The organism is Brevibacillus antibioticus, assembly GCF_005217615.1.
GTDB classification, from domain to species: Bacteria; Bacillota; Bacilli; order Brevibacillales; family Brevibacillaceae; genus Brevibacillus; species Brevibacillus antibioticus.
In genome coordinates this window covers 5,671,337-5,694,963 of the sequence record NZ_SZNK01000001.1, presented here as the reverse complement: position 1 = coordinate 5,694,963, position 23,627 = coordinate 5,671,337, and the positions used below count along the sequence as shown (strand labels likewise).

Genomic DNA, 23,627 nt, shown 5'->3' with positions numbered 1-23,627 from the left:
TGCCAGGCCTCACCGTCAGATCGGATTAGTTTTTTGCTTCTTCAATGGCTTCTTCTTCCGTCTGGCTGGCATTGACCTCGCGCACAGCATTGAGCAGCTTGGTGTAGCCTTCTGGATTGTCGCGGAAAATTTTCTCGACGAGCTCGTACTTGGTGCCGACCTTGTACGCTTTCTTGAGCTCTTCCTGATTCCAAGGAAAATCGTGCTCGGTGGCCTTCACCAAACGAGCATCGTTGTACAGGAACCAATCTGTTTTCTCTCCCTTGTCCGCCATTCGTTCGCAATCGCGCAGCTCGGACAAATTCAGTTGACGAACCTTCCACTCGTCACCGTCGATGGTTACGGTGATTTCTTTTCGCGGCTCCTGTTCATTGGCTTTGGCCAAAAATTTCTCGAGTTTGTTTTTGTTCATAGTCAAGCACTCTCCTATTCGGTGTAGGTTGGCAATTCATCCAGGTAGTCCGGCTTCTCGATGGACATCCCTTTCAGGTCATATGTCGCGTGATCGTTGCCGTCTGCTTTGGCTTCCCACAGCGTAATTTCGTCTGGGTTCAGCACGATGTTGGAAATGCGGACGCGTTCGGAGTTGCCCGCTTCCTTGTCCAACGTCTCGCCGATCAGGAATGGGAGAACTGGTGTCTTGCCTTGGGTCAACTGCTCGACGCAGTAGTATTTCAGCGCAGCGTTGGTTGCGGTAATTTTCAACGTCACTTCTACATGCCAGTCATTGACGGTCTGGATTTTTCCTTTTTGCAGACGATTCGTGTCGCCATACTCTACCTTGAGGACCATTTTTCCTTCCAGGGTACCGAAGATCGGGTCTCCATTTTCATCGTAAATTTGGCAGTTCTTCAGTTTAATATCGCGTGCAATAGCCAATTACAGCACCTCCCAGTCAATGTCAAAGTATTCGATGGCATCAAGCGGCTTCGCAGACAAGAGGAAGCCACGGCGATCCCCGATGCCGTTCTTTTGATCCGTAAACGTCCAGCCTGTATCAATCGCGCCCTGCTGCTCGCGGACGGTCAGGTACGCGTTGACGGCAGAAACAAATACAGCGCCACCCAAATCGTTGTTACCAAGCTTGCCTTTGTATTTCTTGCCGACTTGGCTGATGTCGTTGACGATCTGATCCAGCGTCATGCTGACACGGATTTTGCCGTAGTCCTCGCGCTCATGCGTGCCTAGCACCGCCAGCGTATTGACGGCGCTCTCGATGATGTATACATCTCCGTCGCGGGTTGCGATTAGCGTACCGGAGCCGAGCGCACTCAAAATATCAGTGTGGCCCCAATCCTTGAGCGCTTTTTTCAATGGAACGACGACAGCCGTCAGCGATTCATGCGCAGGAGTTGCTGCGATCATCCCCGCTACCCATGCGGCCCACTCCAGGCTGCTGTATACTTTTCCATTGTTGTGTTGACCAGCGATAGCACTGTTCACGACAAAGCGGGCATTTTGCGCTACAGAGCGTTCGATGTGCTTCGCCATGTTCTCCTCGTCCGCCGCTTTGCCACCGATCACCAGCGTACTGAGCTTCTTGTTTTGTTTGCGACGATCGCTCATGAATTGCTTCGCCGCCGCTTGTACAGCCGCATCGTCAAACGGCAGATACATCGTGTCAAAATCAGCACCGGACACAGCCATGAACAGCTTCGTCGAGTCAGCTGAAGTAAGCGCTACTGTGCCACTTTTCGCTCCTGTCAGCGCTGTTTCTGGCACGATTGTAACGGCAGTCTCACCCAGCTTTTTCACACGCACATAGTTGGATTGGCTCGTTTTCGCTGCCAGCTCATTCGCATCCGTAAACGAAAACTTCTCGGTTTGCAGCGGGCCTGTTACCTGGAGTTCCTTCTTGCCTGGTTCGGACGTCGAGGCAGTGATCGTAACCTTCAACTCGTTTCCTACCAAACCTGGATACAGAGCCTCGACTCTGATTGCATCCGCTTGCTCATACGCTGCTTTAGTGGCTGCGCCGTTCGTCATGCGGTACGCGAGAATCGTTGCGCCGCCTTCTGCTGCCAGCTCCACGGTATCGACCTTGCCAAATGTCTGGGCAAGTCGCTCCTCAAAGCTCCCTAGCTTCACCAGCTCATCTGGCACGCCCCACTCTGCTTGATACGGCACCAGCACGACACCGCTCTTCGGTACTACACGTTCTTTTGCTTTTGCGATCAGTTCGACCGTTACACCCGGACGTTCACGTTGAATGGTCATGCTTACACCCCGCCTTTGTATTTGGTCAGTCGGCTCTTCACTTGTCCTTCTGCCAGTAGTTGATCATCTGCTTCAGAAAAAAGAGCACCTGCTACCTCGAACCGTTCGGCTCCAAGATAAGCGGCGCTCTTGATCCACTCTTGTTTGGATTGCACAAGCTCTGAGGCCTGTGCTTGTTGTTCTTTTCGTGCCACTATGATCGGACCCCCTCTACATCAAATTCGTTGATTTTTTGTGTGGCTGCTCTCTGCACCGCCACATTGTAGGTGAACTGGAACGCGATTTCCGTCCGGTCCTTTTTATCCCGCCAAATACGCAAGGTGGAGCTGTCGATCTCGATGGACAATTCAGACGTCTTGCCTTGATAACTGAACTGCCTCTGGCGAAGAAGCTCACGCAGCGGCTCTGCTGAAAGCGGCTGGTAGACACCTGCTACCTTTGGATAGTGGAGGACGATGGCTGCTTCTGAGACCACCTGATAGGAAGTGAGGCTTCTTCCTTCTTCACGGACCCCTTGCGTCAAAAGAAACGCGATAGGCGGCTGGAATCGCTGCGCCATCCAGTCGTCTACATTCACAACAGTAGCCAGCTCTGGATACGCTTCCTTCACCAGTTCAATGAGAACGGCTAGCTCGCGATCTATCAAGCTTCCACCTCCCATACTTGCGGTATTCTCGTCTGTCTTCGTCACATGTCTCTTCCCCCCACTACTTCCCTTCATTTGGCAAGGCATCCACGGCAAATGCCCGCCGAGCAGGGAGCGAGTAGCCTATGGCTTTGAACTCGCAACATCGAATGGCGGCGCCAATCGCCGTTTTCCCCGCTCGCCGGACATTAGAGTCGGCGGCGTACATAAAAAGCCACCCGACAGCTTCATCGGATGGCTCGTATCTCTCTTACTTGTTTCGCTTGACTCAAGTATAACCGATCTGGAGGAAAAACTGGGAAAATGACCCGATGTGTAAAGAAGTGTCAACCTTTGTCAGCCTCAACATGCTTGCGAAAATGAAAAGAAGCTGTCATCATCAGACAGCTTCTCGTCTATTCAGCCGGGCTCTATTTTTCATCATCCAGTCTGCTGAGCCTGATCGCCATACATCGCCCATGCCATCTTCATCACGGCATTGCGCTTGATTTCATAATAGCGCTGTCGGGACACCCCGATTTCTTTGGCAATCAGATTGTTCTTGTCGCCATCCAGCAAAGCTTCGACTATCAAGCGTTCCTGCTCCCCCGGAATCGTCTCTACTGCTTTGTTAATCCGCTCGATTTTATCCTGCAAATTTTGCAGCCTCTTCCACTTTCGCTCCCGGCGTGCCACCTCCGCATGCGTCCGATCTCCCGTGGTGCCCTTTCCTTTTGGCATGCCTGCATCCAATCCGTACTGAGAGACCATTCCTTCCCCCACCTCGCGCAAAAAGCGCTGGATACGGACGATCTCGATCTGCATGTAATTGTAGTCGCGGATTTCTTCCTCGGCTTTCTGTAGAAAATCTACGATGGGTGCTTGCTCACTTGGTCGGGCGAAGCCTTCTTTTCTAGTGGACACTGTCTTTTGTTGCCCCTTTGCTTTTTGATCCCGCATGTACTTGTCCCACTCCGGGCAAGAATCGATTTTTCCTACGTGCTTATCATGAACCTGGCAATGTGATTTCTTTCCCCAGCACGTTGCCGGACACACCTCGCATACTGCTTCCATGAAAATTTCTCTGCTGATCAAGGCACTATTCCCCCTCGGTCATATATATGAAGTCTGTATGATTGCTTAACGGTTTTCGTTGACTCTTGCGCCTTTTCTTAATCTTTGAGACAAACCGATCTGTCCGATAATGACTCCGACCAATAAAACAGCTGCTCCGATTAATGCTGCTTCTATCATTTCGTACGTATCTCCTTTGCATCATTATTTTCTTGTATAATGAAAGGGGGCAAAGAGGACACTCACCAGTTGTATTCTTTGCCCCAAGCATTCAATGGGGATTCCGATCGTCAGTCGGAGTCTCCTTTTTTTGTTCCAGCTGCTCTTTCTTTTTCTCTTTGTTTGCCTTTAATTGCAGGTTGAACAGATTGTTAATCCGAATCTGCAAATCCACCTGCTTAAACGTGACGATCAAAGCAAGGAAGCACACGACAACCCCGAGAACCTGAACGTAATCAATCGTCATCATAGCATCACTTCTCCACTGCGGATTGCTTCGAGCATGGCTGTTTTCATTTCTTGCATGCTCTCTTCGCGAGGTAGTTTGATAAAAGAAGCAAGGTACTCCATGTCGGGGAGCAGAAAGTCGAGGATCGACAGTACGGCCCGATTATCCCCTGTCTGTGCTTTTTGGAGGATCAGGCTGAACGAGTCAGCTTCTCGGCCAATTGGCGCAAATATTTGTTTTTGCATTTACTCACTCCTTGTCTGGTCATATTCAGTTTTTGGGCTACCTGTTGTCCTCGATCGTTTCCGTTCCCCGCATTCCCTCTTTGATCACCGTCTCCCTGTACAAACGCTTCTTGGCGGCGTACTGCAATCGCCAAGCAATCCTCTTGAGCACTTTTCTGCAATGCTCTTTCAACTGCTCATCTGTCACTTGCTTCACCTTCTGTCTTTTTCATCCGCGAAATAGGAACGTTCGTTCTCTTTATAGTACAAGTATCTCATACTACGATGATAAGTTCAAGTTCTTTCTACCAAATTTTCGGAGATGATTTTTCCGATCGATCCTCTGCATAAACTTCAAAGAAGACAACAAAAAACACGATATCAAGTGGAAATCGTGCCTGTGTGGAAGTTATTGAATTATCCTTATACAACTACTGTCCCTACTCCATAAAAGTACATAATTCTCATACTTTTTGATTTTATCTGCCCATCATGCAAGAAACATCTTAAATGAAGAAGGACCATTAAAAATAAAAAAGCAAGCCCCTCTCCCATTCACAACAGAAGAGCTAGCTTGCTTCTCTATCTTTCCCACACACCTAATCCCAAATATCCGGACGTTCAACGCCCATCATTCTCATATAATTTAGCAGTTGACCGGTACGTACCGACTCATGATAGGCGATTCGTAGCAGCATGTCTCCAAGGGTGCGGATATAGCCTACATCGGATCGATCGATGCACTTTCCAAGTCGCTCTTGGACAGCCCTCTGACGAAGCGGAGAAATTCTTCTCGATACGGCTTCGCAAAGGCCAAATCTTCTTCTACGCTCGAAAACTCTTTGGTTTCATACGGATTGGCGATGTCAGACAAGGCGGCGCTTCCCCGTTGGATCAAAATCTGGTGATACAAAAACTCACCATCAATGACATGGCGAATCATTCTCAAAGTTTATGATTAAGAGATCATTTTCGTTCATGCCATACTTCCCTCTCCGTATGCTCGTCCTAGTTTTTTTGATAGAGATCACATGTCGCTACGTGATCATTGACCATGCCGACTGCTTGCATAAAGGCATAGCAAATGGTTGAACCGACAAAAGTAAAACCGCGCTTTTTCAAGTCCTTGCTCATCTTGTCGCTAATTTCGGTAGAAGCAGGCACATCCTTCATTTCCTGAAAATGATTATGAATCGGCTTCCCGCCTACAAACGCCCAAAGATAGCTGCTAAAGGACCCAAACTCCTCCACAATCCGCAAATACGCGTGGGCGTTCTTCACGACACCGCGAATCTTCAGCCTGTTTCGAACGATGCCTTCGTCTGTCAGCAATTGCTCGATCTTGGCTTCATCGTATTGAACGATTTTCTCCGCTTCAAAGTTATCAAACGCTATTCGATAATTTTCCCGCTTCTTCAGGATCGTGTACCAGCTCAGTCCAGCTTGAGCGCCTTCCAAATTCAAATATTCAAAGAGCAAACGATCCTCATAGACAGGAACTCCCCACTCGTGATCGTGATAATCCATATAAATAGGGTCCTGATTCACCCAGCCGCACCGATTCATGGAAAGAAACCTCCTCCACATAACACGAACGTATATTCCTATATATTAGAATATACAATCATTGGCTATTCTGCAAGTTTTTCTTCACAAAAAAAGACCTCAATAACCTGAGGTCTCCCTGCAATCAAGCTGTTAAAATAATTGGCTTCCCCTTCGTCACAACGATGGTATGCTCGTATTGAGCGACATAGCTCTTATCAGGTGCAATGATCGCCCAACCATCCTTGCCATCCTCCACATATTCCGTCCCCGTTGAAATGAATGTTTCAACTGCCAACACGAGACCTTCTGTGAGCAAGCGTCTATCCTTCTTATCATAATAATTCAAAATGTAAGCAGGCTCTTCATGCAAGCTTTTGCCGATGCCGTGGCCCGTAAGGTTTTTGACCACTGTAAAGCCTTTTTTCCTGGCCTCCTGGTGAACAATGCGACCAATCTGGCTTAGCTTCGATCCCGCCTTTGCTGCATCTAATGCCTTGTACAGTGACTCCTCGGCGCATTCGCATAAGGATTGCATCTTGGGCTCGCCTTCCCCTACCACGATTGAAGCACCTGTGTCGGCAAAATATCCATCCAGTTCCGCCGAGACATCAATATTGATGATATCGCCATTTTGCAGAACTGTATCATCGGGGATGCCGTGCGCAACAATGTGATTGACACTAATGCACGTATGCCCTGGAAAATCATACGTGATATTCGGTGCAGATCGCGCTCCGTATTTGGCCAAGATCTCTCCGCCAATCCGGTCGAGTTCTTTTGTCGTCACGCTTGCCCGCACTGCTTTTATCATCGCTTCTCTTGCTTCTGCCACAATGCTACCGATCCGCTTCAAACAGATCAAATCATGTTCATTTTGAATCGACATGTGTTCCCTCCTGTCTCGAGTGTAATTATTTCCCTATTCCTCCATTGGAACATTTTTCTTCGCCAATCGCAACCGAAGCAAAAACAACAAAGAACCCCAGAAGCATCCTCTGTGGCTCTTATCTTACGAAGCTATGCTGGATTCCATGCATACATTCCTTGCGCTATTGTCGACTGCTTTTGAATAAACCCGATGGAGATTCGGTTAAATTCTTCCGGCTGATCGACATTGACGACATGACCGCAGTCAGCGACTAGACTCAACTGTGCATATTGCCTTTTTTTCACACGCATTTGGACGAAGGGCAAAAACATATGGTCTTCGTTACCCATGATGAACAAGGTAGGAATGGGAGGCTCTTTATCAAAGAGAGTTCCTAAGAAACCATTAATACCTTTCGTTAGCTTGAACCATCTCTTGAATTCCTTTTGACAGAGCTTTTTGGCTTCGCGAATAAACAAGGAGCGCGACTCTTTATGACGCTTGCTCGGCATGATCACCCAGGCAAACAGTCGATACAGCCACATGTACGGGATGAAATGCTTGACCATATTCCCCAGCGTAATTAGCACCTGCGACCTTACGTTCATGTGTGTCACAGCCCCTGCTAAAACCATCGAGCGCATTCTCTCTGGGGCCTGCTCCGAAATAATCTGCACAATGATCGTCCCCAAGGAAATCCCCACAAAATGGGTAGAAACGATTTTTACCTGATCCAAGACCTCAATGATATCTCTGCTGACATCATCAAAGGTGTATGTTTGAAACAGTTTGCCTGGGATGTTCTTAGATTTTCCGTGACCACGCATATCTACTAGAAGAACATTGAAATTCTCTTTGTATGCTTTCAGTTGCTTATACCAGATCGACGAGCTTCCCCCTGCCCCATGGACAAAAGTCACCCATTCGTAATCTTCACCACGTATGTATGTCTTATAATGGATCACTAATATCCCCCCACCAATATTATATAGGAGGGATGTCACAGGTGAAAGGATTAGCATAATATTGAAATTTTTGTGTACAGAGAGGCATATCGCTTCACGCGAGTCTCTCTACCAAAAACCAAACGACATTGGATATGAGTAAAGACTGTCCGATTCCAAAACTGAACCCTGTGAAAAATCTCAGCTTGTTATTGCTTGTTCGCCACTTCCATTGTTGGGTAAAGCCATCAATCAGCATCGGCACTAACAGGAATCCAATCAAATAGTAAGAGGTCACGATATGCATTCCTGCAAAAACAGGCGCCAGTAAGTATCCCGCTAATATTGAAACACACCTGGCACATAGCGGCATTTTCTTACCACAGATATATAAGGAACGATCTGATCGCCGATGACAGGGAATCCACTCCGTATTCATCTTCATCAACTCCCACAATCTGGCTTGCAATCGCAATCGGGTGCATCACAATTCGGACAATCAACGGGAAGATAGCTGCAATCTGGCGAACAATTTTTACGCTTTTTCCGGTTTGTCGAATAATAGAGGATCATGCTAATCAAGACAAGCAGACCAAGTATGAGCAAGACTCCTCCTGTTATATAATCCCCTTGATACAGAAATACGCCTCCCGCTATCCATGCAATCATGCAAAGCGTTAATCCAACAAAAAACAGATACACCCTCTCCCTTCCCTTCTTTCTACGCGAAAGCGTATCTGCAGTTTCACTGTGCGTTACGATCGGGGTGAAATCATCGCCCCGGCTGATTTGTTATGGCGTCCACATATTTATACCGCTCTGTGCGTTTGTATGTAAGCCGATAAACGGGGATCGGAACAGGAGCTTTAGCCCGCCTATTTGTATCTCTGTCCTCAACTTGCACATATTCCAGTTCCACATCAAATAAGCGTAAGAAACTCTCCGCGGCTTCCCGAGCAGAAACACAAGCGACCAAATCGGGAATCTCTTTGTTTTTGCGTACATCGTGCTTGTAAAAACCCGTTACCTTGCCTGTCCAAGGATTCACTTTTACGTTGTAAACTCGATTGGTGAGAACGATCCCTTGTCTGCGCTCATAGAAGTAATAGGTATTTCCGGTACCACGCAAATAACAAAGCTCGTAATAGTGAAGCTCAGTAATTCCCCGCTCGATGTATTTCTCCAAAAAGCTCTTTGCAATTTGCAACGCATCTTGGAATGATAGTCGTGGCGTTTCATATTCCATTTTTTGATTAACGGTAAAGGCAAGTAACTCGTTGGTCGTTTGATTGAGTGTAACGCATACAAAATCCGGATCGTAAATGGTTTCAGCGTCCTCATCTTCTGGTAAAGGCCAGTAATAATGAATAGTAGGTGGCCAGTCAGGGTTTGCGGCAGCGTCAACAAATCTAAAAGATCCACTCCTTGGATAGAAAGTTAATCCATCCTCATTTGGAGTCACGACTGTCGCTCTTTTAATCTCTGCGTGAGTTACATCTATTTGAAAATGTTCCTTCAGCCACAGCTCGATCTCCCGAATGTCTGTGAAAAAAATAGATTCTCCTTGGGCAACTACCGGAATGACCTCGGAGTGTTTTTCTACAAGTCGTCTGCCCCCGATGACTGTCTTTGCTATTTGTCCTGTCTCCGCATGAATGACGACATAGTCCAGCGGTACCTCATCAGGGATGTACGTGAGCTTCCCTTCATCTTCTTCATCGCATATAAGCATCATGTTTTTCTGGAATAAAGCTAGGTACGCTTGTTTCGCCTCATCCTTTGTTATGATTTGCGGCATAGTCGGTTTATTTTTTCGATCAAAATCATGAAATCCGCGGTAATAGATGCTGACCAAATTTCCGAACTCGTCCAAAGCTATTCGCAGATGTACTCCTGATAGGGGAATCCCATGAAAAAAATAACGATAGTACAGCTCCCATTGTTTGGTCTCACGATACTCTCTTAGGTTGGCTGTATTGTCTCTCACCATCTCTTTCAGATGATCCCCATATAGTTTTTCCGCCACTTCTATGGCACGCGCAGTTACTGACTCGGCATCGAGCCGCTCGCCAGAAGCAAGCGACTCTCGGTACGCTCTATCTAGTTGGAACTCCATCACACAACCCGTTTCTTTGTCTATTTCCAGTTCTGTATCATCATGACCTACTTTTATCTCACAAGTTCTCCATTTATCGTCCGTTCTGATTTTCACAGGAGATATTTCACGCAAACGAGGAAACAAGCCAAACCATCTCTCCATCGTCTCCCGAACTGCTTCCGTTGGATATGTAATCATAATTTCCCTCCCGAACGAAAAAACCGTCAATGCAGACCCTGACGGCTTTCTCTATTTGAATGCTACATCTTAATCATCATCGTCATCATCGGTTGAGCTATTGTCGATGGTGGTAGTCGAGAGCACTTTTCTGGTAATTGCATGTATGCGTACGTCTACTGTTTTGGAATCTTTTTTCGTGATCACCCGATAGACTGCTCCACCATCTACTCCTCCTAAGCCTTACTCCATTATCTAGATGATTTTAACAAATATTGGATGTGGCTCAAAGAGTAATTCGTACGAAAGATATAACTTTTTACTTATATCGATAATCCCCCCACTGCCAGTACGCGTAAAAAAATGACCATCGCCCCGATCACAGCAACCGTATATTTTTCGTTGCTGGACAAGGTGAGGGAGAGCTTTTTACTCGCGAGTGGGCGTTCTATCTCTTCTTGGGACAGAAACAGAGCCAGAGCCAGAACAAACCCGAAGGCACAACGAGTATACGCATAAAAATAACATCCCTTCTCTTTATTTGAATTTGCTTTCGCATTTGTCTCACTTGAGTAAGACCAATACTAAGCTTCCAAAAAGAGAAGGGAATAGGAAGACGAGAATTTGATGAGAGAAAAGCAAGAAGAACGTTACGATTCTAAACGTTTCGTTTTCTGCGCAGTTGATAATAGGTCACAGCCAGGGCAAGCGCCAAAACCGTTCCCTTAATAATATCGTAAGCGTAATACGGCAGATTGAGCATCGTCATACCGTTGAGGAGTACCCCGATCAGAATGGCTCCCACAAATGTACCGAATACGTTTGGCTTTCCTGCACCGAAAACGGAGAAGCCTACGAAAGCAGCCGCTACTGCATCCATCAGCATAGAGCCGCCACTGCTCACCTGCCCGGTACCGATCCGTGCTGCCAAAAGCATCCCGCCCAAGCCCGCAAAAAGAGCAGAAAGCACATAAGCCAAGGTACGATAGCGATTCACAGGAATCCCCGACAGACGGGCTGCTTCCAAATTGCCGCCTGTCATGTACAGCATCCGCCCCTGTCTCGTATAGGTCAAGTACACATGCGTGATCGCGACAAGTAAAAAGGTCAGGATAACGGGAACCGGAACGGAAAGAATTTCCCCTTGGCCCAGCCAGAGGAACCATTCCTGAAATTTCCCCGGAGCCTGCGAGCCGTCCTGCATCGGCATGTTTGCGTAGATCGAGTAGCCTTGGGAATACGTCATATGAATGCCGTTGACGATGTAGAGCATCGCCAGAGTAGCCAGCAAATCAGGAATGCGGATTTTCACGACCAGGAAAGCGTTGACCAGCCCAACGAGCAAGCTGAGTACAATCGGAACAACCAGAGTCGTGACAACTCCTTGTTCGTACCAAACCATCATCGAAGCAGCAACGACCGTGGTCAATGAAACCGTCGATCCTACAGACAAATCAAAGCCTCCGACAATCAGCGAGAACGTAACGCCAATCGCGACAAATGTCACAATCGAGATGGAGCGAAGAATGTCCGTCAAGTTGTCGTATGTGAAGAAATACGGGTTGGTCAAACTGAATAACAACATGACAATGACGATAACGGCAACCGTTCCGTATTTGTAAACAAAATCAAATAAGCTAAACTTTTTATCTGCCATGTTACTCACCTCCGCTTGCGTAGTACATAATCAGCTCTTGTGTTGCTTCCTCGCGACTCAATTCCTTCACGATCTTGCCCTCGAACATGACGAGAATCCGGTCTGCGATTCCGATGACTTCCTGAAACTCACAGGAGAAATACAGGACACCCTTTTTCTGCTCAGCAAGATTTCCAATCAGGCGGTAAATATCGCTTTTCGCCCCGATATCCACCCCTTTTGTCGGCTCGTCAAACATAAAGAGGTGAGCATTTGTATCCAGCCATTTGCCGATAGCGACTTTTTGCTGGTTTCCGCCGCTGAGAAAACCGACAAGCTGCTTGATATCGGCTGTCTTTACACCAAGGCGCTGCACGAGCTCTCTTGCGTTAGCTGCTTCCGCCCCTCTTTTGATAAAACCGAGCCAGGACTTCTTTTTCAACGAGGCGACAGACAGGTTGTTCTGCACGGACTCCTCTACGAAAATGCCTTCTTTGCGCCTTTCCTCCGGGACGAGTACGATTCCTGCATCGACGGCGTCCTTTGGCGAGCGCAGCTGGACACGTGTTCCATGCAGTCGAACGGCTCCAGCCTTTGCCTCGTCCGCACCGAAGAGCAATCGGGCGAGCTCAGTCTTCCCTGCCCCAACCAGACCGACGACGCCCACGATCTCTCCCGTGCGAACCCGCAAGTCGACTCCTTGTACTTTGCCGCCCGCCACACCTGACGCCTCAAAAATCGTTTCGCCAATCGGCACTGCAAGCTTCGGGAACTCCTCGTCGAAGCTTTTGCCCAGCATGTTCGCGATCACTTCATCCATATTCGTAGCCGCCGTCTCTGTGGTCACGACATGCTGTCCATCGCGCATAATGGTGATCCGATCACAGATTTCAAAGATTTCCGGCAACCTGTGGGAGATATAAATGATCCCGACTCCGGCTTTTTTCAACTGTGCAATGATTTGAAACAGCCGCTCGCTCTCCTTCGTGCTCAACGGTGCTGTCGGTTCATCGAAAATGACGTACTTCGCCTTTTGAACGGTAGCGCGTGCAATCAAAATCAATTGCTTTTCCGACAGCGTACATTCTTCGACGAGCATCCTCACCGGAATGGAGAAGCCGAGGTTTTTTAAAATCTGCTCTGATTGGTTGTACAAGCTCTGCCAGTTGATCAGTCCCTTGGTTTTCGCCTGGACGAGCTGGCCCGCCAATATGTTTTCAGCAACGCTCAAATACGGGATCAAGGCGGTGTCCACTTCCTGATATACACATTGAATGCCCTGTGCATTGGCGTCCTGCGGAGATTGAATCGACACGGCCTGTCCATCGATGGTGATCGTACCGCCATCTGCCTGATACGCTCCCGTGAGGATTTTCATCAGGGTACTCTTTCCCGCACCATTGGCACCGAGCAGTGCGTGGACCTCTCCCGCGCGCACCTCAAAATCGACGGATCGCAGGGCTGGAACCCCAGAGAACTGCTTCGCCATCCCTTTCATCTGCAATGTGGACATGTTTCACACCTCCTGTTTACCTGCGTGTTCCAACCTCTATAAGGAAAAATCCCGTTGACGGATACAGATCAACGGGAAAAGCCAGTTTGGTTCTTACTTGCCCCACTCTTTTACGTATTGGGACAAGTCGCCCATCGTTACTTTTTTATCCTTCGGCAGGTCTTCCTGTTTCACCAGCACTGGATTCAGCTTCACGTTGTCTGGCACTTGCTCGCCTTTGATTTTTTGGAACACGGTTTGGGCATGAATGCGTCCGATATTGGATGGGTCTACTGCTGCCGTCGCTGTCCACGGAGAGTTTTCCGCCTGGATCATTTGCAGATCCTCATCGCTCAAATCGATGGCGTATACTTTGATTTCCGTACGACCTGCTTGCTGGATAGCACGTGTCGCCCCTTTGGCAAATTCATCCCAAGCCGCCCATACTGCTGTGATGTCACCTTTGTTGGGATACTTTTTCAAGATCGCTTCCATCTGCGTTTGTGTATCGAGTGCCGTATTGTTGGTAGCAGAACCGAAGGCAGCAATCTCTTTCAAGTCTGGGTATTTCTTCTGGAAAGCTTCATACGTGACTTGGCGTTTTTCCATCGGCGCAAAGCCAGCAACCCAGATTTTTACGATGTTGCCTTTGCCATTTGTATCTGCTGCCAGCTTCTCCAGGCTCAGCTCTGCCAATTTGTTATCATCCTGCGCCACAACTGGCACACCCGGAATGTTGATGTCTGTATCAAACAGGACAACCGGGATTTTTTTATCCACGGCCTTTTGTGTGCCCTGCTGCAACGCTTCCGCCGTACCATGGTCGATCAGAATACCATCAAACTTTTGGTTCACAGCCGCGTCGAGGTTGGACGCCATTTTTGCCAGATCGGTATCTGCATTGAATACGGTCAACTCGCCGCCGTTTTTCTCCACCTCTGTCTTCACGCCATTGATGTATTGTGCGGAGAACGTCCCTACGTTTTGACGCATGATCAGTGCGATTCTCTTCGCCTTCTCTCCCGAAGCACCGCCGCTTGTGCTGCCGGTTCCCGTTGTTGCCCCGCTGCCGCATGCCGTCACAAGAACAGATGCTGCCAAAACAAGTGATGTGATCAGACCAAGTTTCTTTTTCATTGAGAAGCTCCCCCTCTTTTTTACGAAACTTTCGAGAAATGCAAAAAATCCTCTTTCACAGAAAAAGAGGACAAAAATCGACAAGATTCTCGCCTCTTATCTGTCAGGTATTCTACCTGGTGGAGTTAGCACCTTGGCTCGAAAGAACGCATTCTCTCGTGCTAGGTTGCCGGGCTTCATAGGGCCATTCCCTCAGCCTTCTCTTGATAAGAGTAGTTTCTATTTTCGAAACGTTTGTATAAGTATATACAGAATATAATCCGGCAATTACCTATCTGTCAACTAGGTTTACCAAAAGAATTTTCTTGATAAATATTCCAGCTACTTCTATAACATCAAGAGGGATTTTGTTGTGTCTTGTCGAATTATCGTAGATTGATACAAGCCTAGCAAATATTTGCAATGGGGATGCTACATGAGTCTATTAAAAGAAGTCATTCTTCAATTGTTTTTCGCCATTATCCCGTTTGTGTTTTTCAACATTTATTACCGTGACAAAATGAGGAACTACAGCCGTTCCTTTATTGTCATCACCAGCTCAGCCTGCATGTTTCTCGCGATGACCTTCGCGCCGAGTGTCACGACTGGCATGTTTTTTGACATCCGACATGTCATCATTCTTTTCGGACTGGTTTATGGCGGAATTGAGATTGCCTTGCTCCTTCTGATTGAAGCCTTGCTTTATCGGTACTACCTAGGTGGCGAAGGAACATGGGTCGCCATGCTGATTCTTATAGTCAATTTTGTCTTCTCACTCTTTTTGTATCGACACTACAAAGCCAGTTATCGGAAAACACTGTATCTTTTTATGACGAGTGCGATTTTTTCTACGGTTGCTTTAGGGACTACTTATTACTTTTTTCCCACGTACGTAACTCAACACCTCGTTTACTACACCATAGTGATTCCTATTCAAAACTTTTTCGGCCTCTGGTTATTAATGTCGCTTTTCAGTAAATGTGTTTCGGATAAGGAGCTGTTTATTCGCCACGCGCAAAACGAAAAAATCCAGACGATGAGCCATGTTGCTGCATCGCTCGCACACGAGGTTCGCAATCCGCTGACAGCAGTCAAAGGGTTCTTGAAATTAATACAGGAATGTCCGGAAAATTTGGTAAAGGTCGATCAATACATCGGCATCAGTCTCGATGAAATCCAACGGACAGAAGCTATTTTGACCGAGTACCTTGCGATTTCTAAGCCGCTCAAGGAACGGCATGAGATCATTAATGTGAGCGAGCATCTGCAAGCCATCCGCGAGGTGATGCTCCCCTTTGCCAATATGCATAACGTGGAGCTTACACTGCAAGACTTTGAGAGACCTGTGACGATCAAGGCCAATTCAGACGAGTTCAAGCAAGTGCTGGTGAATTTCATCAAAAATGCCATCGAGGCGTGTTCGGATATTTCGGACGGAAAAGTCTCCCTGGACTTGCTCATCGAGCGAAACAAAGCCCTGTTGGTCATCAAGGATAACGGCGTCGGCATGGATGCAGGACAGATCAGCCGCCTCGGAACGATTTACTTTTCTACGAAAACAACTGGGACCGGTCTTGGATTGACGTATTCCTATCATGTCATTCATGCGATTGGTGGAACGGTCAAAGTATCAAGCAAACCACGAGTAGGAACCAAGTTCACCATTATGCTCCCGTATAAGGCACAGTAACTTCTTGCAGGTTTTGCAGAGGGACTGTGCCTTTTTCCATTCGATCGCTAATGATGCAACGGGGGTACTTGTGGTTCTTTTTCGTTTTTTAAGGAGAACTGCAATTCATTTTGGCGATTGATTGTTGCGAGAAAGACTTGTTCGGACGCGATCCCCTTTTTCTTCAATTCGTGCACAAGCCATTGCTCGTCCCGTTTCCGGTATGACAGCACATCCGGATAAATCTTGCCTTCCACAACGACAGGCAACGACATTCCCGCAGAATTAGTCTGGACGCTTAAATCCTGTTTCGTTACGAACTGCTGCTCTACTTTTTTGAGCACAGTCAACCGACCGTTCGCCTCGATAATGGCCAAATCAATTTCTGCCAGGTCAAAAATGTCTTTTTCGCGAAGCATATGGAGGACATTATCGAGCGAATAGCGGATTTTTTTTAGGTTTTTGACGTGAAAAGTCCCGTTGTAGAAAATGACGGTCGGCTCAAATGTAACCATTCTGCCAAACCAGCGAAAGACAATGGACAACTGCGATACGACCCGTTGCAAGATGCCCAATGTCACAATCGCTACTGCAATCGAAATATGCCGGACATCTGGCTCTGCAATGTCAGCCCCTGCCACTGAGCCCAAAGTAATAATGATGATAAAGTCAAAAACCGGCAGCTCCCCAATCGAGCGCTTGCCCATGAATAAAGTGATGATCAGTAATAAAGGAATAATCGTACATACGCGCCCGATGACGATCATGGTTTCTCCGAATCCTTCCACGTTTGTCCCTCCCTCACGCTTTACTATGCAATTTCTGGGAAGGCATTATGCAAAACAAAACACCAGGAGCCTCCCCCTGGTGTCTCTCATTATTGGAGTGGCAGCCATTCTCCTGTAATAGCATCCACATCCCCATTGCTTTTCAGTATTTCTGCCGAATAGACCAAGACTGGTTGCTCTTGAATCTTATTGTAATTGTTATCAAGCGGGAATACATAGCGAGGACTAAGCGGATGATGTTGGAGATAAACCTGCACTGCCTCTCCCGCTGAAATCACCTTGGCCACATCTGCGAAGCTCTCCTGCTCATGAGGGAATGTCAAATTCACCCCGATAATTTCTCCTGTCTGCCCGTCAATCGTTACTTTATAATACTGATCCGGCACCATTACGCCGTTTATTTCTCGGACAAAGTTCAATTCAACCTGTCTGCCCATCACATAAATTTGCTCCTTCATCCGAACAGTCTTCACCCGTGAATCCAAATACGGCTCCAAAAACAAGATCGCTCGCTCCTGCAATTCTGCGATGGTAAGTGTCGGATCACCTTCTCGCAGCTCCGGATAAGATATCTTGAACGCTGCTGCCCGATTGTTGACAGTAGTCAGCCGCATGAATCGCTCTCCTTTTTTGGCCTGGTATTCCCGTTCGTTGTCTCCCAGCATATAATCGGGCACATTACTCCCGGTAAATGTGAAGCCCTCCACCTTCTGACCGAAAAACTCCATGGCAGCCGCAGCCTCTTTTGCCGATGCAACCATTGTCCTCTTGCCTCCTGGCTTGACGGCAATGCTGTCGCCAAACGACTCCCCTCGCCACAAGGTCGTTTTCACTTCCTTGCCAGTACGAGCGTCGAGATACCCGGAGAAATTCTCCCTGTAGCGAAGAACGTAGTCCACGTCCTTCTTCCCAACTCTCACATACGTCAGCTGCATGACTTCTGCAAGTCCGCTCTCTGTTTTCTTCGGAGAAGGCCGCTCAGCTATTGGAGGAAACTGCCCAGCGTCCAGAGTCATTCCGGTTGAATCCCCTGAATTGATATAGCGAATATGCCCGACATCGCTCATGCCAATCACATAGCTATCTCCTTCTACCTGCACGTCATTCACGTAGCGTTGCAAGCGGACGGCTTCATGCGAAACGGTATCTGTTCCCTCTTGCCCATCTACTAGTTCGATCCGATACTGTTCCAGATTTTTGCCCAGGAACGGTTCCATAAATGCCTTCGCCTGTTGCTCAATTCTCTCCTTGGAAAGCGTTCCTTCGACTTTCTCTTGCCCGGGAATCTTCTCCAAATCGAATCCGAGCAAGAGCCCGCTTTTGGCGTCCAGCTTCGCTCTGGCATATAGCGACACTTCTGTTCGATCTTTGTTGCTAGACGTGCGAAAATCTATGTTGTACACCTCGCGAGGAGCTTTGGTTACGTAGACCCTCTTTTCCGCTTCCCGAAAAGGAGGATATTTCTCGTACAGCTTTTCCAACGTTCTGATCGCCGCTTGGCTTAGCTCGCTTTCTATTATTTCTGTCGAGGAGAAGGAGCGGGGAACCAAATGCGCTTGTGATTCAACCCGAGATTGCGTGAACATCTCCGGGGTTACACCCATCATCCATACTGCTGCGGCCACCGTAGCAGCGGAAACCGTCCATGTCGCCAGCTTGATACCGATTCTTTTCGAGCGATTCGTTTTGGTGCGCGCCCGTTGCACCAGCTTTGCTTCCAGCGCTTCTACGAATTCGCTCCTCGGCTCCGCATCCTTTGATCGGGGAAGTGCAGCGAAGAATTGCTCGTCATTTGGAGTATTCATTGGCCAACCCTCCTATCCAGTCGACATGCAAAACTTTTTTGAGTTCTTTTGTTGCCCGGTGAAAATCTACGCGGACCTTGGCTTCGCTTGTTCCGAGGATTTCAGCCGTTTCCCGGATACTGTAGGCCTTGATCCCGCGCAAAATCAGTACATTCCGATGATGCGGCTTCATTTTTTGCATCGCCTGCTCAATTTCCAGCTGTTCTTCCTTGGAAGCCAGCTCCGCTTCCGGCCTTCCCAGAAGAGAAGGCAGCCCTTTTAACAATTCCATGCCAAAAAGCGTTTGCACCCGCCTCTTCCGGTAATCATCGATGGCGACATGCTTGGCAATATGCAAAATCCACGTCTTCACGCTGGAACGCTCCTCGTATCTGCCCAAGGCATCCAAAACCCGGATAAATACTTCCTGCGTCAAATCCTCCGCATGCTCGCGCTTCCCCGTGAAGTAGTAGAGATATTGATAGACATCTCGGTAATGCTCGCGATAGATCGCTTTAATCCGCGCTTCGTAATCGGCTGTGTCCTGCACTGGATTTCCTCTCCCTGCTCCCTACCTGATAAATTGACCGGTAACCGCGTCAACCTTTCCGTTTCTTTCTTTTGGCTCATAAACAAGGACAGGTGTTGCCTGGTATCGCCCGTTAAGGGAAGGAAATACGTAGCTCATTGTAAGCGGGTTAGCTTTTAACAATGCTTGTACGGCTTGCTCGGGCCCTACGACATTTGAGGCATCATCATAGGATAATTTGCCAGTAGTTACTGGTAAACTGGCGGATACAATGTCTCCCGTATGCATGTCAACTGTTACTGAATAGCCCTGTCCCTCAACCATAATCCCTTGATGTACAGGGGAAAATAGAAACTTTTGCTTGCCTGCTTCTCTGTTAATCATTTGTGGTACCAGCTCCATTCGTGGTACTAGCTCCGTTACCTCTGCGTCTACAAACGGTTGCAGAAACGCCACTGCTTTTTCCTCGGCAGCTGCCTCTGTAATCACTTTCTGCTTTGGTGGGTTTTCAATTACATGGAAGTACGCAATCTGATCATTCACTGTCCTCACTGAGAACTTTTTGTTTCCAACCACGGCATCATACTCCTTTTCCCCTGCGAGAACTGGCGTACCTTTGGTCATTTTAAACATAATTCCCTCTGGCAATGGAATAAAAGTGGAGAGTGCGGTGGCTATCTCCTCATTTGTTTTGGCGAAGACCCGCTGGTTGCCAGGCGTTATCGGGATTGGTTTCCCGTACTTATTTTTCTTGGTCCATCCGGACTCTACCTCGGCTCCTGATCGTGCATCCAGATATCCGGAAAAATTCAGGCTGTAGACTGGGCGGAAACCAGCGCTTATGTCTCTTGCTTTTTGCTCATAGCTAAGGTGGAGCATGTCTTCTAATTGTTTGCCGAATTCGTCTGGATTCTTAACCCCTGACGGAGCGACGAATTTACCTGCGTCCATCTGCAATCCTGTTGTGTTTCCTGCGTTTATATAGTCTAGCTCGCCTACTCCATTGATCGCTACTACGTAACTATCGTCTTTTACCGGAATCTGATTCACAACCCGAACGAAACGCACATTTGCCACGGCCTCTGCACCCTCACCATCAACTGTTATCTCGTCTATTTGGTATTGCTTGATGGCGTCACCGATGAAATCCTTCAGAACACTTGGTGCTTTTTCTTTTCCCATCGCTTCCGTAGGACTTGTAGTCGGTTTCTTTTTGGGAATGTCGTGTGCAGAGAAGAATAACAGCATACCGTTGTTTGCATCGATTTTGGCATCCGCATACAGGGATACTTTCGTCCGCTCCTTGTTGCTGAAGATGCGGAATTGGATCTGGATGACATCTCGCTCCTGATTGTTACGCAAAATGGTTTTTTCCGCATTTTTTAATTCCGGGTAGTGTTTGATCAGCTTATCTACGGTTTTTTGGGCTGCTTTGCTCAATTGGGTTTGTGTCGATTTGACTGCCGCGGCTTGTACAGTTACTTGTGGTTGCGTAACCCACAATGGGCTTGAGAAGAGCAAAGCAGCAGCTCCTGCTGTGATCATCAGCTTTTTGGTTGCGTATGGTTTCATTTTGAATTTCCTCCTGGCTTCCACTTTTTTATGTTCTTAGCCCAATAGTCGAAAGCAAAAGGGAAATGTTACAAGCAGATCAAAATTTTCGTAGGGAGCAAATAAAACTCGATTTTCCGAACACTTGGGAACATCGTGGCTTCTGTACGAACGAATCTAATCGTTAGTTACACTTGATAGGCTATCTATGCTGAGCTGTCCCCCATTGTTGGATACCATTCACGAGTGGAGGTGCAGTTTTTTTATGACCAAAAAGTTTCCTCAAGCAAAAACTTTGTTGCCTAGGAAAGAGTTTTATCTTAAACTAAAATCATAAGATATCGACTACGTGCACTTTTTTTTACCTTTATTTTTGCCCTAAGCCAACAGTTTGTCCTTAACGAAAAAGGAGAGTGAACATCATGCCATCTATCAGCATTCCTTTGTCTGATGCCTTGATTGGTAGCCACATCTGTCTGGATCGTATTGACGTTCAGGGTATACTGCGCAGGCGATTGCTGGATCTCGGCTTCGTCCCCGGCAACATCGTGGAAGTCATGCAAAAAAGTCCGCTAGGCGATCCCATTGCCTTTCGGGTAAATAACACGATCATCGCCCTGCGCAAAGAAGAAAGCTCGCTCATATTCGGGGAGTACGTGGAGAGTGAAGAAAAATGAGTTCATACACAATTGCCTTGGCAGGAAATCCGAATACCGGTAAGAGTACATTATTCAACACATTGACGGGACTTCGCCAGCATACGGGAAACTGGGCAGGAAAAACAGTCGTAATGGCTGAGGGAGAATTCGCTCGGGGAAATACGACTTTTCGGATCATTGATTTGCCAGGTACGTATTCCTTGTATTCCAACTCGGCAGATGAAGAAGTGGCGAGAGACTACATCGTCTTCGATCAGCCTGACGTCACTGTTGTAGTACTGGATGCAACCTCCTTGGAGCGGAATCTCAATTTGGCCTTACAGGTGTTGGAAATGACCTCCCGCGTCGTCGTTTGCGTCAATTTGATCGATGAGGCGAAACGGCTTGGCATTCATATTGATCTAGAAAAAATCTCGAAAAGACTGGGCGTTCCCTGTGTGGCCATCTCCGCCAGAAATCAAATCGGGATTGAGAATTTGCTCGACCAGGTGGAGAAAGTCGCAAATGGAACAATCGTGCCCACCCCTGTACAGATAACCTACAGTGATCAGATTGAAGCAAAGCTGGTAGAGTTGGAGCCGCTCATTGCAAAAACCATGAACAGGCGTTTTCCGACAAGATGGATCGCTCTTCGCTTGCTAGATGGCGATGAGAGTTTGTTGAAAACCTTGCGGGAGCGAATGCAAGAGCCAGCTGAGTCTTTCGGGGAGGAGCGCTTGACCCATGGCCAAACCGTTTGCCACTAATCCGCCCGATCCACTGGATGCACTTCTTTCTGTGGCCCGCGCCTCAGTAGAAGGAAGTGAGATTCGGGACACGATTGTAAGTGACATTTATCGCACCAGTCGAAGCATCTGTAAGGAAGCTGTGACCTACGAAAACAAGCAAAAGCTGTCTAGCGCATACAAGCTCGATAAAATTGTGACCTCCAAAATATGGGGCTACCCGATCATGCTGGCGATATTAGGTGCAGTCTTTTGGATCACCATTGCAGGCGCCAATGTTCCATCCGGTTGGCTGGCTGACATGTTCGGCATTGTCGAGGGTTATCTGACTGCCGGTTTTCAAGCAGTGAATGCACCAGAATGGCTGCACGGAATTCTTGTTCTCGGATTCTTTCGCGGCACTTCATGGGTGGTCAGCGTCATGCTGCCTCCAATGGCTATCTTTTTCCCGGTCTTCGCCCTGCTTGAGAACTTCGGGTATTTGCCGCGTGTCGCTTTCAACATGGATCGTCTGTTTAAAAATGCCGGCGGTCATGGAAAACAGGCATTAACGATGTCGATGGGGTTTGGCTGTAACGCAGCTGCCATCCTTTCCACCCGGATTATCGAATCTCCTCGGGAGCGAATGTTGGCGATACTGACCAATAATTTCGTCCCGTGCAATGGTCGTTGGCCTACCTTGATCCTATTGGCTTCACTGTTTATGGCGACAAGCTCGACCAGTGGCTGGCAATCTCTGACTACTGCTCTCATCGTAATGGGTATGGTGATTTTTGGAATCGTTATCACTCTTACAGTTTCCTGGACACTTTCTAAAACAGCCTTGCGCGGGGTACCGACACACTATACGCTGGAGCTGCCCCCTTACCGCCGTCCGCAGATTTGGAAAACGATCCTGATTGCAAGCAAAGATAAATCGTGGAGCGTGCTGAAAAGGGCCGTCATTGTAGCCGCCCCTGCCGGTGTCATCACTTGGATTTTGGGTAATATCTATGTCGGTGGAGACAGCATCCTCGCCCACATGGCTGCCTTTTTTGATCCGTTTGCGCAAATTATTGGTCTCGATGGCTATATTCTCATGGCTTTTATTCTCGGTTTGCCCGCGAATGAAATTGTGCTGCCGATCCTACTGATGGGGTACATGTCCTCCGGTGCCATGGTTGATGTGGAAGGCCTCGACAACATCAAGGATGTCTTCTTGCAGCACGGGTGGACTTGGTTGACAGCACTTAATATGATGTTGTTCTCTCTGCTTCATTACCCTTGCGGCACAACCTTGTTCAATATTTACAAGGAAACGAAAAGTGTGAAATGGACGGTGCTTTCTGCACTCATTCCGCTAGCCATTGCGATCGGAGTAACGTTCTTGACTGCCCAGGTGGCAAGAGCACTCGGTTGGGTGTAAAAAACAGCGAAAAGCCTTTGGACAATACCAGACCTTCTGGTTCGTGCAAA

26 protein-coding genes, 1 pseudogene and 1 riboswitch are annotated in these 23,627 nt (G+C 47.8%); of the genes and pseudogenes, 5 read left to right on the top strand and 22 right to left on the bottom strand.

The window, feature by feature from the left end; translation table 11 throughout:
• Window positions 1–25: 25 nt before the first annotated feature.
• The 5 genes from E8L90_RS27350 to E8L90_RS27330 are packed head-to-tail and all read right to left on the bottom strand — an operon-like array spanning window position 26 to window position 2,908.
• Window positions 26–412 carry a phage tail assembly chaperone gene (locus tag E8L90_RS27350; protein ID WP_137032440.1) on the bottom strand — a complete coding sequence of 129 codons (387 nt, stop codon included), beginning with the start codon at window positions 410–412 and terminating at the stop codon, window positions 26–28.
• A gap of 14 nt (window positions 413–426) precedes the next feature.
• Window positions 427–879 carry a hypothetical protein gene (locus E8L90_RS27345; RefSeq protein WP_137032438.1) on the bottom strand — a complete coding sequence of 151 codons (453 nt, stop codon included), beginning with the start codon at window positions 877–879 and terminating at the stop codon, window positions 427–429.
• Window positions 880–2,217 (bottom strand): phage tail sheath subtilisin-like domain-containing protein, encoded by a 1,338-nt coding sequence (locus tag E8L90_RS27340; RefSeq protein WP_137032436.1) that lies wholly within the window; start codon window positions 2,215–2,217, stop codon window positions 880–882.
• 2 nt (window positions 2,218–2,219) lie between these two features.
• Complete coding sequence (locus E8L90_RS27335; protein WP_137032434.1) at window positions 2,220–2,411, bottom strand: hypothetical protein; 192 nt, start codon at window positions 2,409–2,411, stop codon at window positions 2,220–2,222.
• Window positions 2,411–2,908: a hypothetical protein gene (locus E8L90_RS27330; protein ID WP_244297422.1), complete on the bottom strand. Its 498-nt coding sequence runs from the start codon at window positions 2,906–2,908 to the stop codon at window positions 2,411–2,413. Before E8L90_RS27330 ends, E8L90_RS27335 begins: the two co-directional genes overlap by 1 nt.
• A gap of 80 nt (window positions 2,909–2,988) precedes the next feature.
• Between E8L90_RS27330 and E8L90_RS29985 the strand changes: the two genes are divergently transcribed.
• Entirely contained in the window at window positions 2,989–3,141 is a 153-nt protein-coding gene (locus E8L90_RS29985) for a hypothetical protein (protein WP_162309122.1), read from the top strand.
• A 142-nt stretch (window positions 3,142–3,283) separates the two neighbouring features.
• On the opposite strand, the gene E8L90_RS27325 is transcribed toward E8L90_RS29985, so the two are convergent.
• The 13 genes and pseudogenes from E8L90_RS27325 to E8L90_RS27255 form a co-directional block, all read right to left on the bottom strand.
• Window positions 3,284–3,937, bottom strand: coding sequence for a hypothetical protein (locus E8L90_RS27325; protein ID WP_137032432.1), 654 nt, complete (start codon window positions 3,935–3,937; stop codon window positions 3,284–3,286).
• A 250-nt stretch (window positions 3,938–4,187) separates the two neighbouring features.
• A complete protein-coding gene (locus E8L90_RS27320; RefSeq protein ID WP_137032430.1) occupies window positions 4,188–4,385 on the bottom strand; it encodes a hypothetical protein in 198 nt (65 codons plus the stop codon).
• Window positions 4,382–4,609: a hypothetical protein gene (locus E8L90_RS27315; RefSeq protein ID WP_137032428.1), complete on the bottom strand. Its 228-nt coding sequence runs from the start codon at window positions 4,607–4,609 to the stop codon at window positions 4,382–4,384. Before E8L90_RS27315 ends, E8L90_RS27320 begins: the two co-directional genes overlap by 4 nt.
• A 37-nt stretch (window positions 4,610–4,646) precedes the next feature.
• Window positions 4,647–4,796 (bottom strand): hypothetical protein, encoded by a 150-nt coding sequence (locus E8L90_RS31020; RefSeq protein WP_244297419.1) that lies wholly within the window; start codon window positions 4,794–4,796, stop codon window positions 4,647–4,649.
• Between the two features lie 391 nt (window positions 4,797–5,187).
• Window positions 5,188–5,531, bottom strand: a pseudogene (locus E8L90_RS31275) (DinB family protein); the annotation flags it as partial.
• Between the two features lie 65 nt (window positions 5,532–5,596).
• Entirely contained in the window at window positions 5,597–6,154 is a 558-nt protein-coding gene (locus E8L90_RS27300; RefSeq protein ID WP_137032427.1) for a DNA-3-methyladenine glycosylase I, read from the bottom strand.
• 124 nt (window positions 6,155–6,278) lie between these two features.
• Window positions 6,279–7,022 carry a type I methionyl aminopeptidase gene (map, locus tag E8L90_RS27295; protein ID WP_137032425.1) on the bottom strand — a complete coding sequence of 248 codons (744 nt, stop codon included), beginning with the start codon at window positions 7,020–7,022 and terminating at the stop codon, window positions 6,279–6,281.
• A 131-nt stretch (window positions 7,023–7,153) separates the two neighbouring features.
• Window positions 7,154–7,969, bottom strand: coding sequence for an alpha/beta fold hydrolase (locus E8L90_RS27290; protein WP_137032423.1), 816 nt, complete (start codon window positions 7,967–7,969; stop codon window positions 7,154–7,156).
• A 94-nt stretch (window positions 7,970–8,063) separates the two neighbouring features.
• On the bottom strand, window positions 8,064–8,393 hold the full coding sequence (locus E8L90_RS27285) for a DUF2085 domain-containing protein (protein ID WP_137032421.1): 330 nt from the start codon (window positions 8,391–8,393) through the stop codon (window positions 8,064–8,066).
• Between the two features lie 327 nt (window positions 8,394–8,720).
• Window positions 8,721–10,244, bottom strand: coding sequence for a YcdB/YcdC domain-containing protein (locus E8L90_RS27275; protein WP_137032417.1), 1,524 nt, complete (start codon window positions 10,242–10,244; stop codon window positions 8,721–8,723).
• Between the two features lie 637 nt (window positions 10,245–10,881).
• Window positions 10,882–11,880, bottom strand: a complete 999-nt coding sequence (locus E8L90_RS27265) for an ABC transporter permease (RefSeq protein WP_137032415.1) — start codon at window positions 11,878–11,880, stop codon at window positions 10,882–10,884.
• Window position 11,881: 1 nt separating this feature from the next.
• Entirely contained in the window at window positions 11,882–13,372 is a 1,491-nt protein-coding gene (locus E8L90_RS27260) for a sugar ABC transporter ATP-binding protein (RefSeq protein WP_137032413.1), read from the bottom strand.
• 93 nt (window positions 13,373–13,465) lie between these two features.
• The gene (locus tag E8L90_RS27255) at window positions 13,466–14,488 is read right to left on the bottom strand and encodes a sugar ABC transporter substrate-binding protein (protein WP_137032411.1); all 1,023 of its coding nucleotides are present in this window, start codon (window positions 14,486–14,488) and stop codon (window positions 13,466–13,468) included.
• A 93-nt stretch (window positions 14,489–14,581) separates the two neighbouring features.
• A riboswitch (SAM riboswitch) is annotated at window positions 14,582–14,701 on the bottom strand.
• A 202-nt stretch (window positions 14,702–14,903) separates the two neighbouring features.
• On the opposite strand from E8L90_RS27255, the gene E8L90_RS27250 reads away from it, so the two are divergent.
• Window positions 14,904–16,157, top strand: a complete 1,254-nt coding sequence (locus E8L90_RS27250; protein ID WP_167497624.1) for an ATP-binding protein — start codon at window positions 14,904–14,906, stop codon at window positions 16,155–16,157.
• Between the two features lie 47 nt (window positions 16,158–16,204).
• Here the strand turns inward: E8L90_RS27250 and E8L90_RS27245 are convergent, their stop codons facing one another.
• The 4 genes from E8L90_RS27245 to E8L90_RS27230 all read right to left on the bottom strand — a co-directional run bounded on the left by E8L90_RS27245 (window position 16,205) and on the right by E8L90_RS27230 (window position 20,809).
• Complete coding sequence (locus tag E8L90_RS27245; protein ID WP_137032408.1) at window positions 16,205–16,924, bottom strand: DUF421 domain-containing protein; 720 nt, start codon at window positions 16,922–16,924, stop codon at window positions 16,205–16,207.
• 89 nt (window positions 16,925–17,013) lie between these two features.
• A complete protein-coding gene (locus E8L90_RS27240; protein ID WP_137032406.1) occupies window positions 17,014–18,729 on the bottom strand; it encodes a hypothetical protein in 1,716 nt (571 codons plus the stop codon).
• On the bottom strand, window positions 18,713–19,258 hold the full coding sequence (locus E8L90_RS27235) for an RNA polymerase sigma factor (RefSeq protein ID WP_137032405.1): 546 nt from the start codon (window positions 19,256–19,258) through the stop codon (window positions 18,713–18,715). Before E8L90_RS27235 ends, E8L90_RS27240 begins: the two co-directional genes overlap by 17 nt.
• Window positions 19,259–19,279: 21 nt before the next feature.
• Window positions 19,280–20,809: a hypothetical protein gene (locus E8L90_RS27230; protein WP_137032403.1), complete on the bottom strand. Its 1,530-nt coding sequence runs from the start codon at window positions 20,807–20,809 to the stop codon at window positions 19,280–19,282.
• A gap of 401 nt (window positions 20,810–21,210) precedes the next feature.
• Between E8L90_RS27230 and E8L90_RS27225 the strand changes: the two genes are divergently transcribed.
• The 3 genes from E8L90_RS27225 to E8L90_RS27215 are packed head-to-tail and all read left to right on the top strand — an operon-like array spanning window position 21,211 to window position 23,577.
• Entirely contained in the window at window positions 21,211–21,465 is a 255-nt protein-coding gene (locus E8L90_RS27225; RefSeq protein ID WP_137032401.1) for a FeoA family protein, read from the top strand.
• Window positions 21,462–22,193: a FeoB small GTPase domain-containing protein gene (locus E8L90_RS27220; RefSeq protein WP_137032399.1), complete on the top strand. Its 732-nt coding sequence runs from the start codon at window positions 21,462–21,464 to the stop codon at window positions 22,191–22,193. The genes E8L90_RS27225 and E8L90_RS27220 overlap by 4 nt, the downstream gene beginning before the upstream one ends.
• Window positions 22,171–23,577: a nucleoside recognition domain-containing protein gene (locus E8L90_RS27215; RefSeq protein WP_137032397.1), complete on the top strand. Its 1,407-nt coding sequence runs from the start codon at window positions 22,171–22,173 to the stop codon at window positions 23,575–23,577. Before E8L90_RS27220 ends, E8L90_RS27215 begins: the two co-directional genes overlap by 23 nt.
• Window positions 23,578–23,627 lie beyond the last annotated feature (50 nt).

Bases quoted from the DNA above. Each gene is read 5' to 3' on its own strand.
- E8L90_RS27275 (WP_137032417.1), bottom strand. From the start codon at position 10,244: ATGATTACATATCCAACGGAAGCAGTTCGGGAGACGATGGAGAGATGG.
- E8L90_RS27315 (WP_137032428.1), bottom strand. From the start codon at position 4,609: ATGCAAAAACAAATATTTGCGCCAATTGGCCGAGAAGCTGACTCGTTC.
- E8L90_RS27240 (WP_137032406.1), bottom strand. From the start codon at position 18,729: ATGAATACTCCAAATGACGAGCAATTCTTCGCTGCACTTCCCCGATCA.
- E8L90_RS27250 (WP_167497624.1), top strand. From the start codon at position 14,904: ATGAGTCTATTAAAAGAAGTCATTCTTCAATTGTTTTTCGCCATTATC.
- E8L90_RS27300 (WP_137032427.1), bottom strand. From the start codon at position 6,154: ATGAATCGGTGCGGCTGGGTGAATCAGGACCCTATTTATATGGATTAT.
- E8L90_RS27230 (WP_137032403.1), bottom strand. From the start codon at position 20,809: ATGAAACCATACGCAACCAAAAAGCTGATGATCACAGCAGGAGCTGCT.
- E8L90_RS27265 (WP_137032415.1), bottom strand. From the start codon at position 11,880: ATGGCAGATAAAAAGTTTAGCTTATTTGATTTTGTTTACAAATACGGA.
- map (WP_137032425.1), bottom strand. From the start codon at position 7,022: ATGTCGATTCAAAATGAACATGATTTGATCTGTTTGAAGCGGATCGGT.
- E8L90_RS27225 (WP_137032401.1), top strand. From the start codon at position 21,211: ATGCCATCTATCAGCATTCCTTTGTCTGATGCCTTGATTGGTAGCCAC.
- E8L90_RS27260 (WP_137032413.1), bottom strand. From the start codon at position 13,372: ATGTCCACATTGCAGATGAAAGGGATGGCGAAGCAGTTCTCTGGGGTT.
- E8L90_RS29985 (WP_162309122.1), top strand. From the start codon at position 2,989: ATGGCTTTGAACTCGCAACATCGAATGGCGGCGCCAATCGCCGTTTTC.
- E8L90_RS27320 (WP_137032430.1), bottom strand. From the start codon at position 4,385: ATGATGACGATTGATTACGTTCAGGTTCTCGGGGTTGTCGTGTGCTTC.
- E8L90_RS27220 (WP_137032399.1), top strand. From the start codon at position 21,462: ATGAGTTCATACACAATTGCCTTGGCAGGAAATCCGAATACCGGTAAG.
- E8L90_RS27255 (WP_137032411.1), bottom strand. From the start codon at position 14,488: ATGAAAAAGAAACTTGGTCTGATCACATCACTTGTTTTGGCAGCATCT.
- E8L90_RS27285 (WP_137032421.1), bottom strand. From the start codon at position 8,393: ATGAAGATGAATACGGAGTGGATTCCCTGTCATCGGCGATCAGATCGT.
- E8L90_RS27215 (WP_137032397.1), top strand. From the start codon at position 22,171: ATGGCCAAACCGTTTGCCACTAATCCGCCCGATCCACTGGATGCACTT.
- E8L90_RS27340 (WP_137032436.1), bottom strand. From the start codon at position 2,217: ATGACCATTCAACGTGAACGTCCGGGTGTAACGGTCGAACTGATCGCA.
- E8L90_RS27350 (WP_137032440.1), bottom strand. From the start codon at position 412: ATGAACAAAAACAAACTCGAGAAATTTTTGGCCAAAGCCAATGAACAG.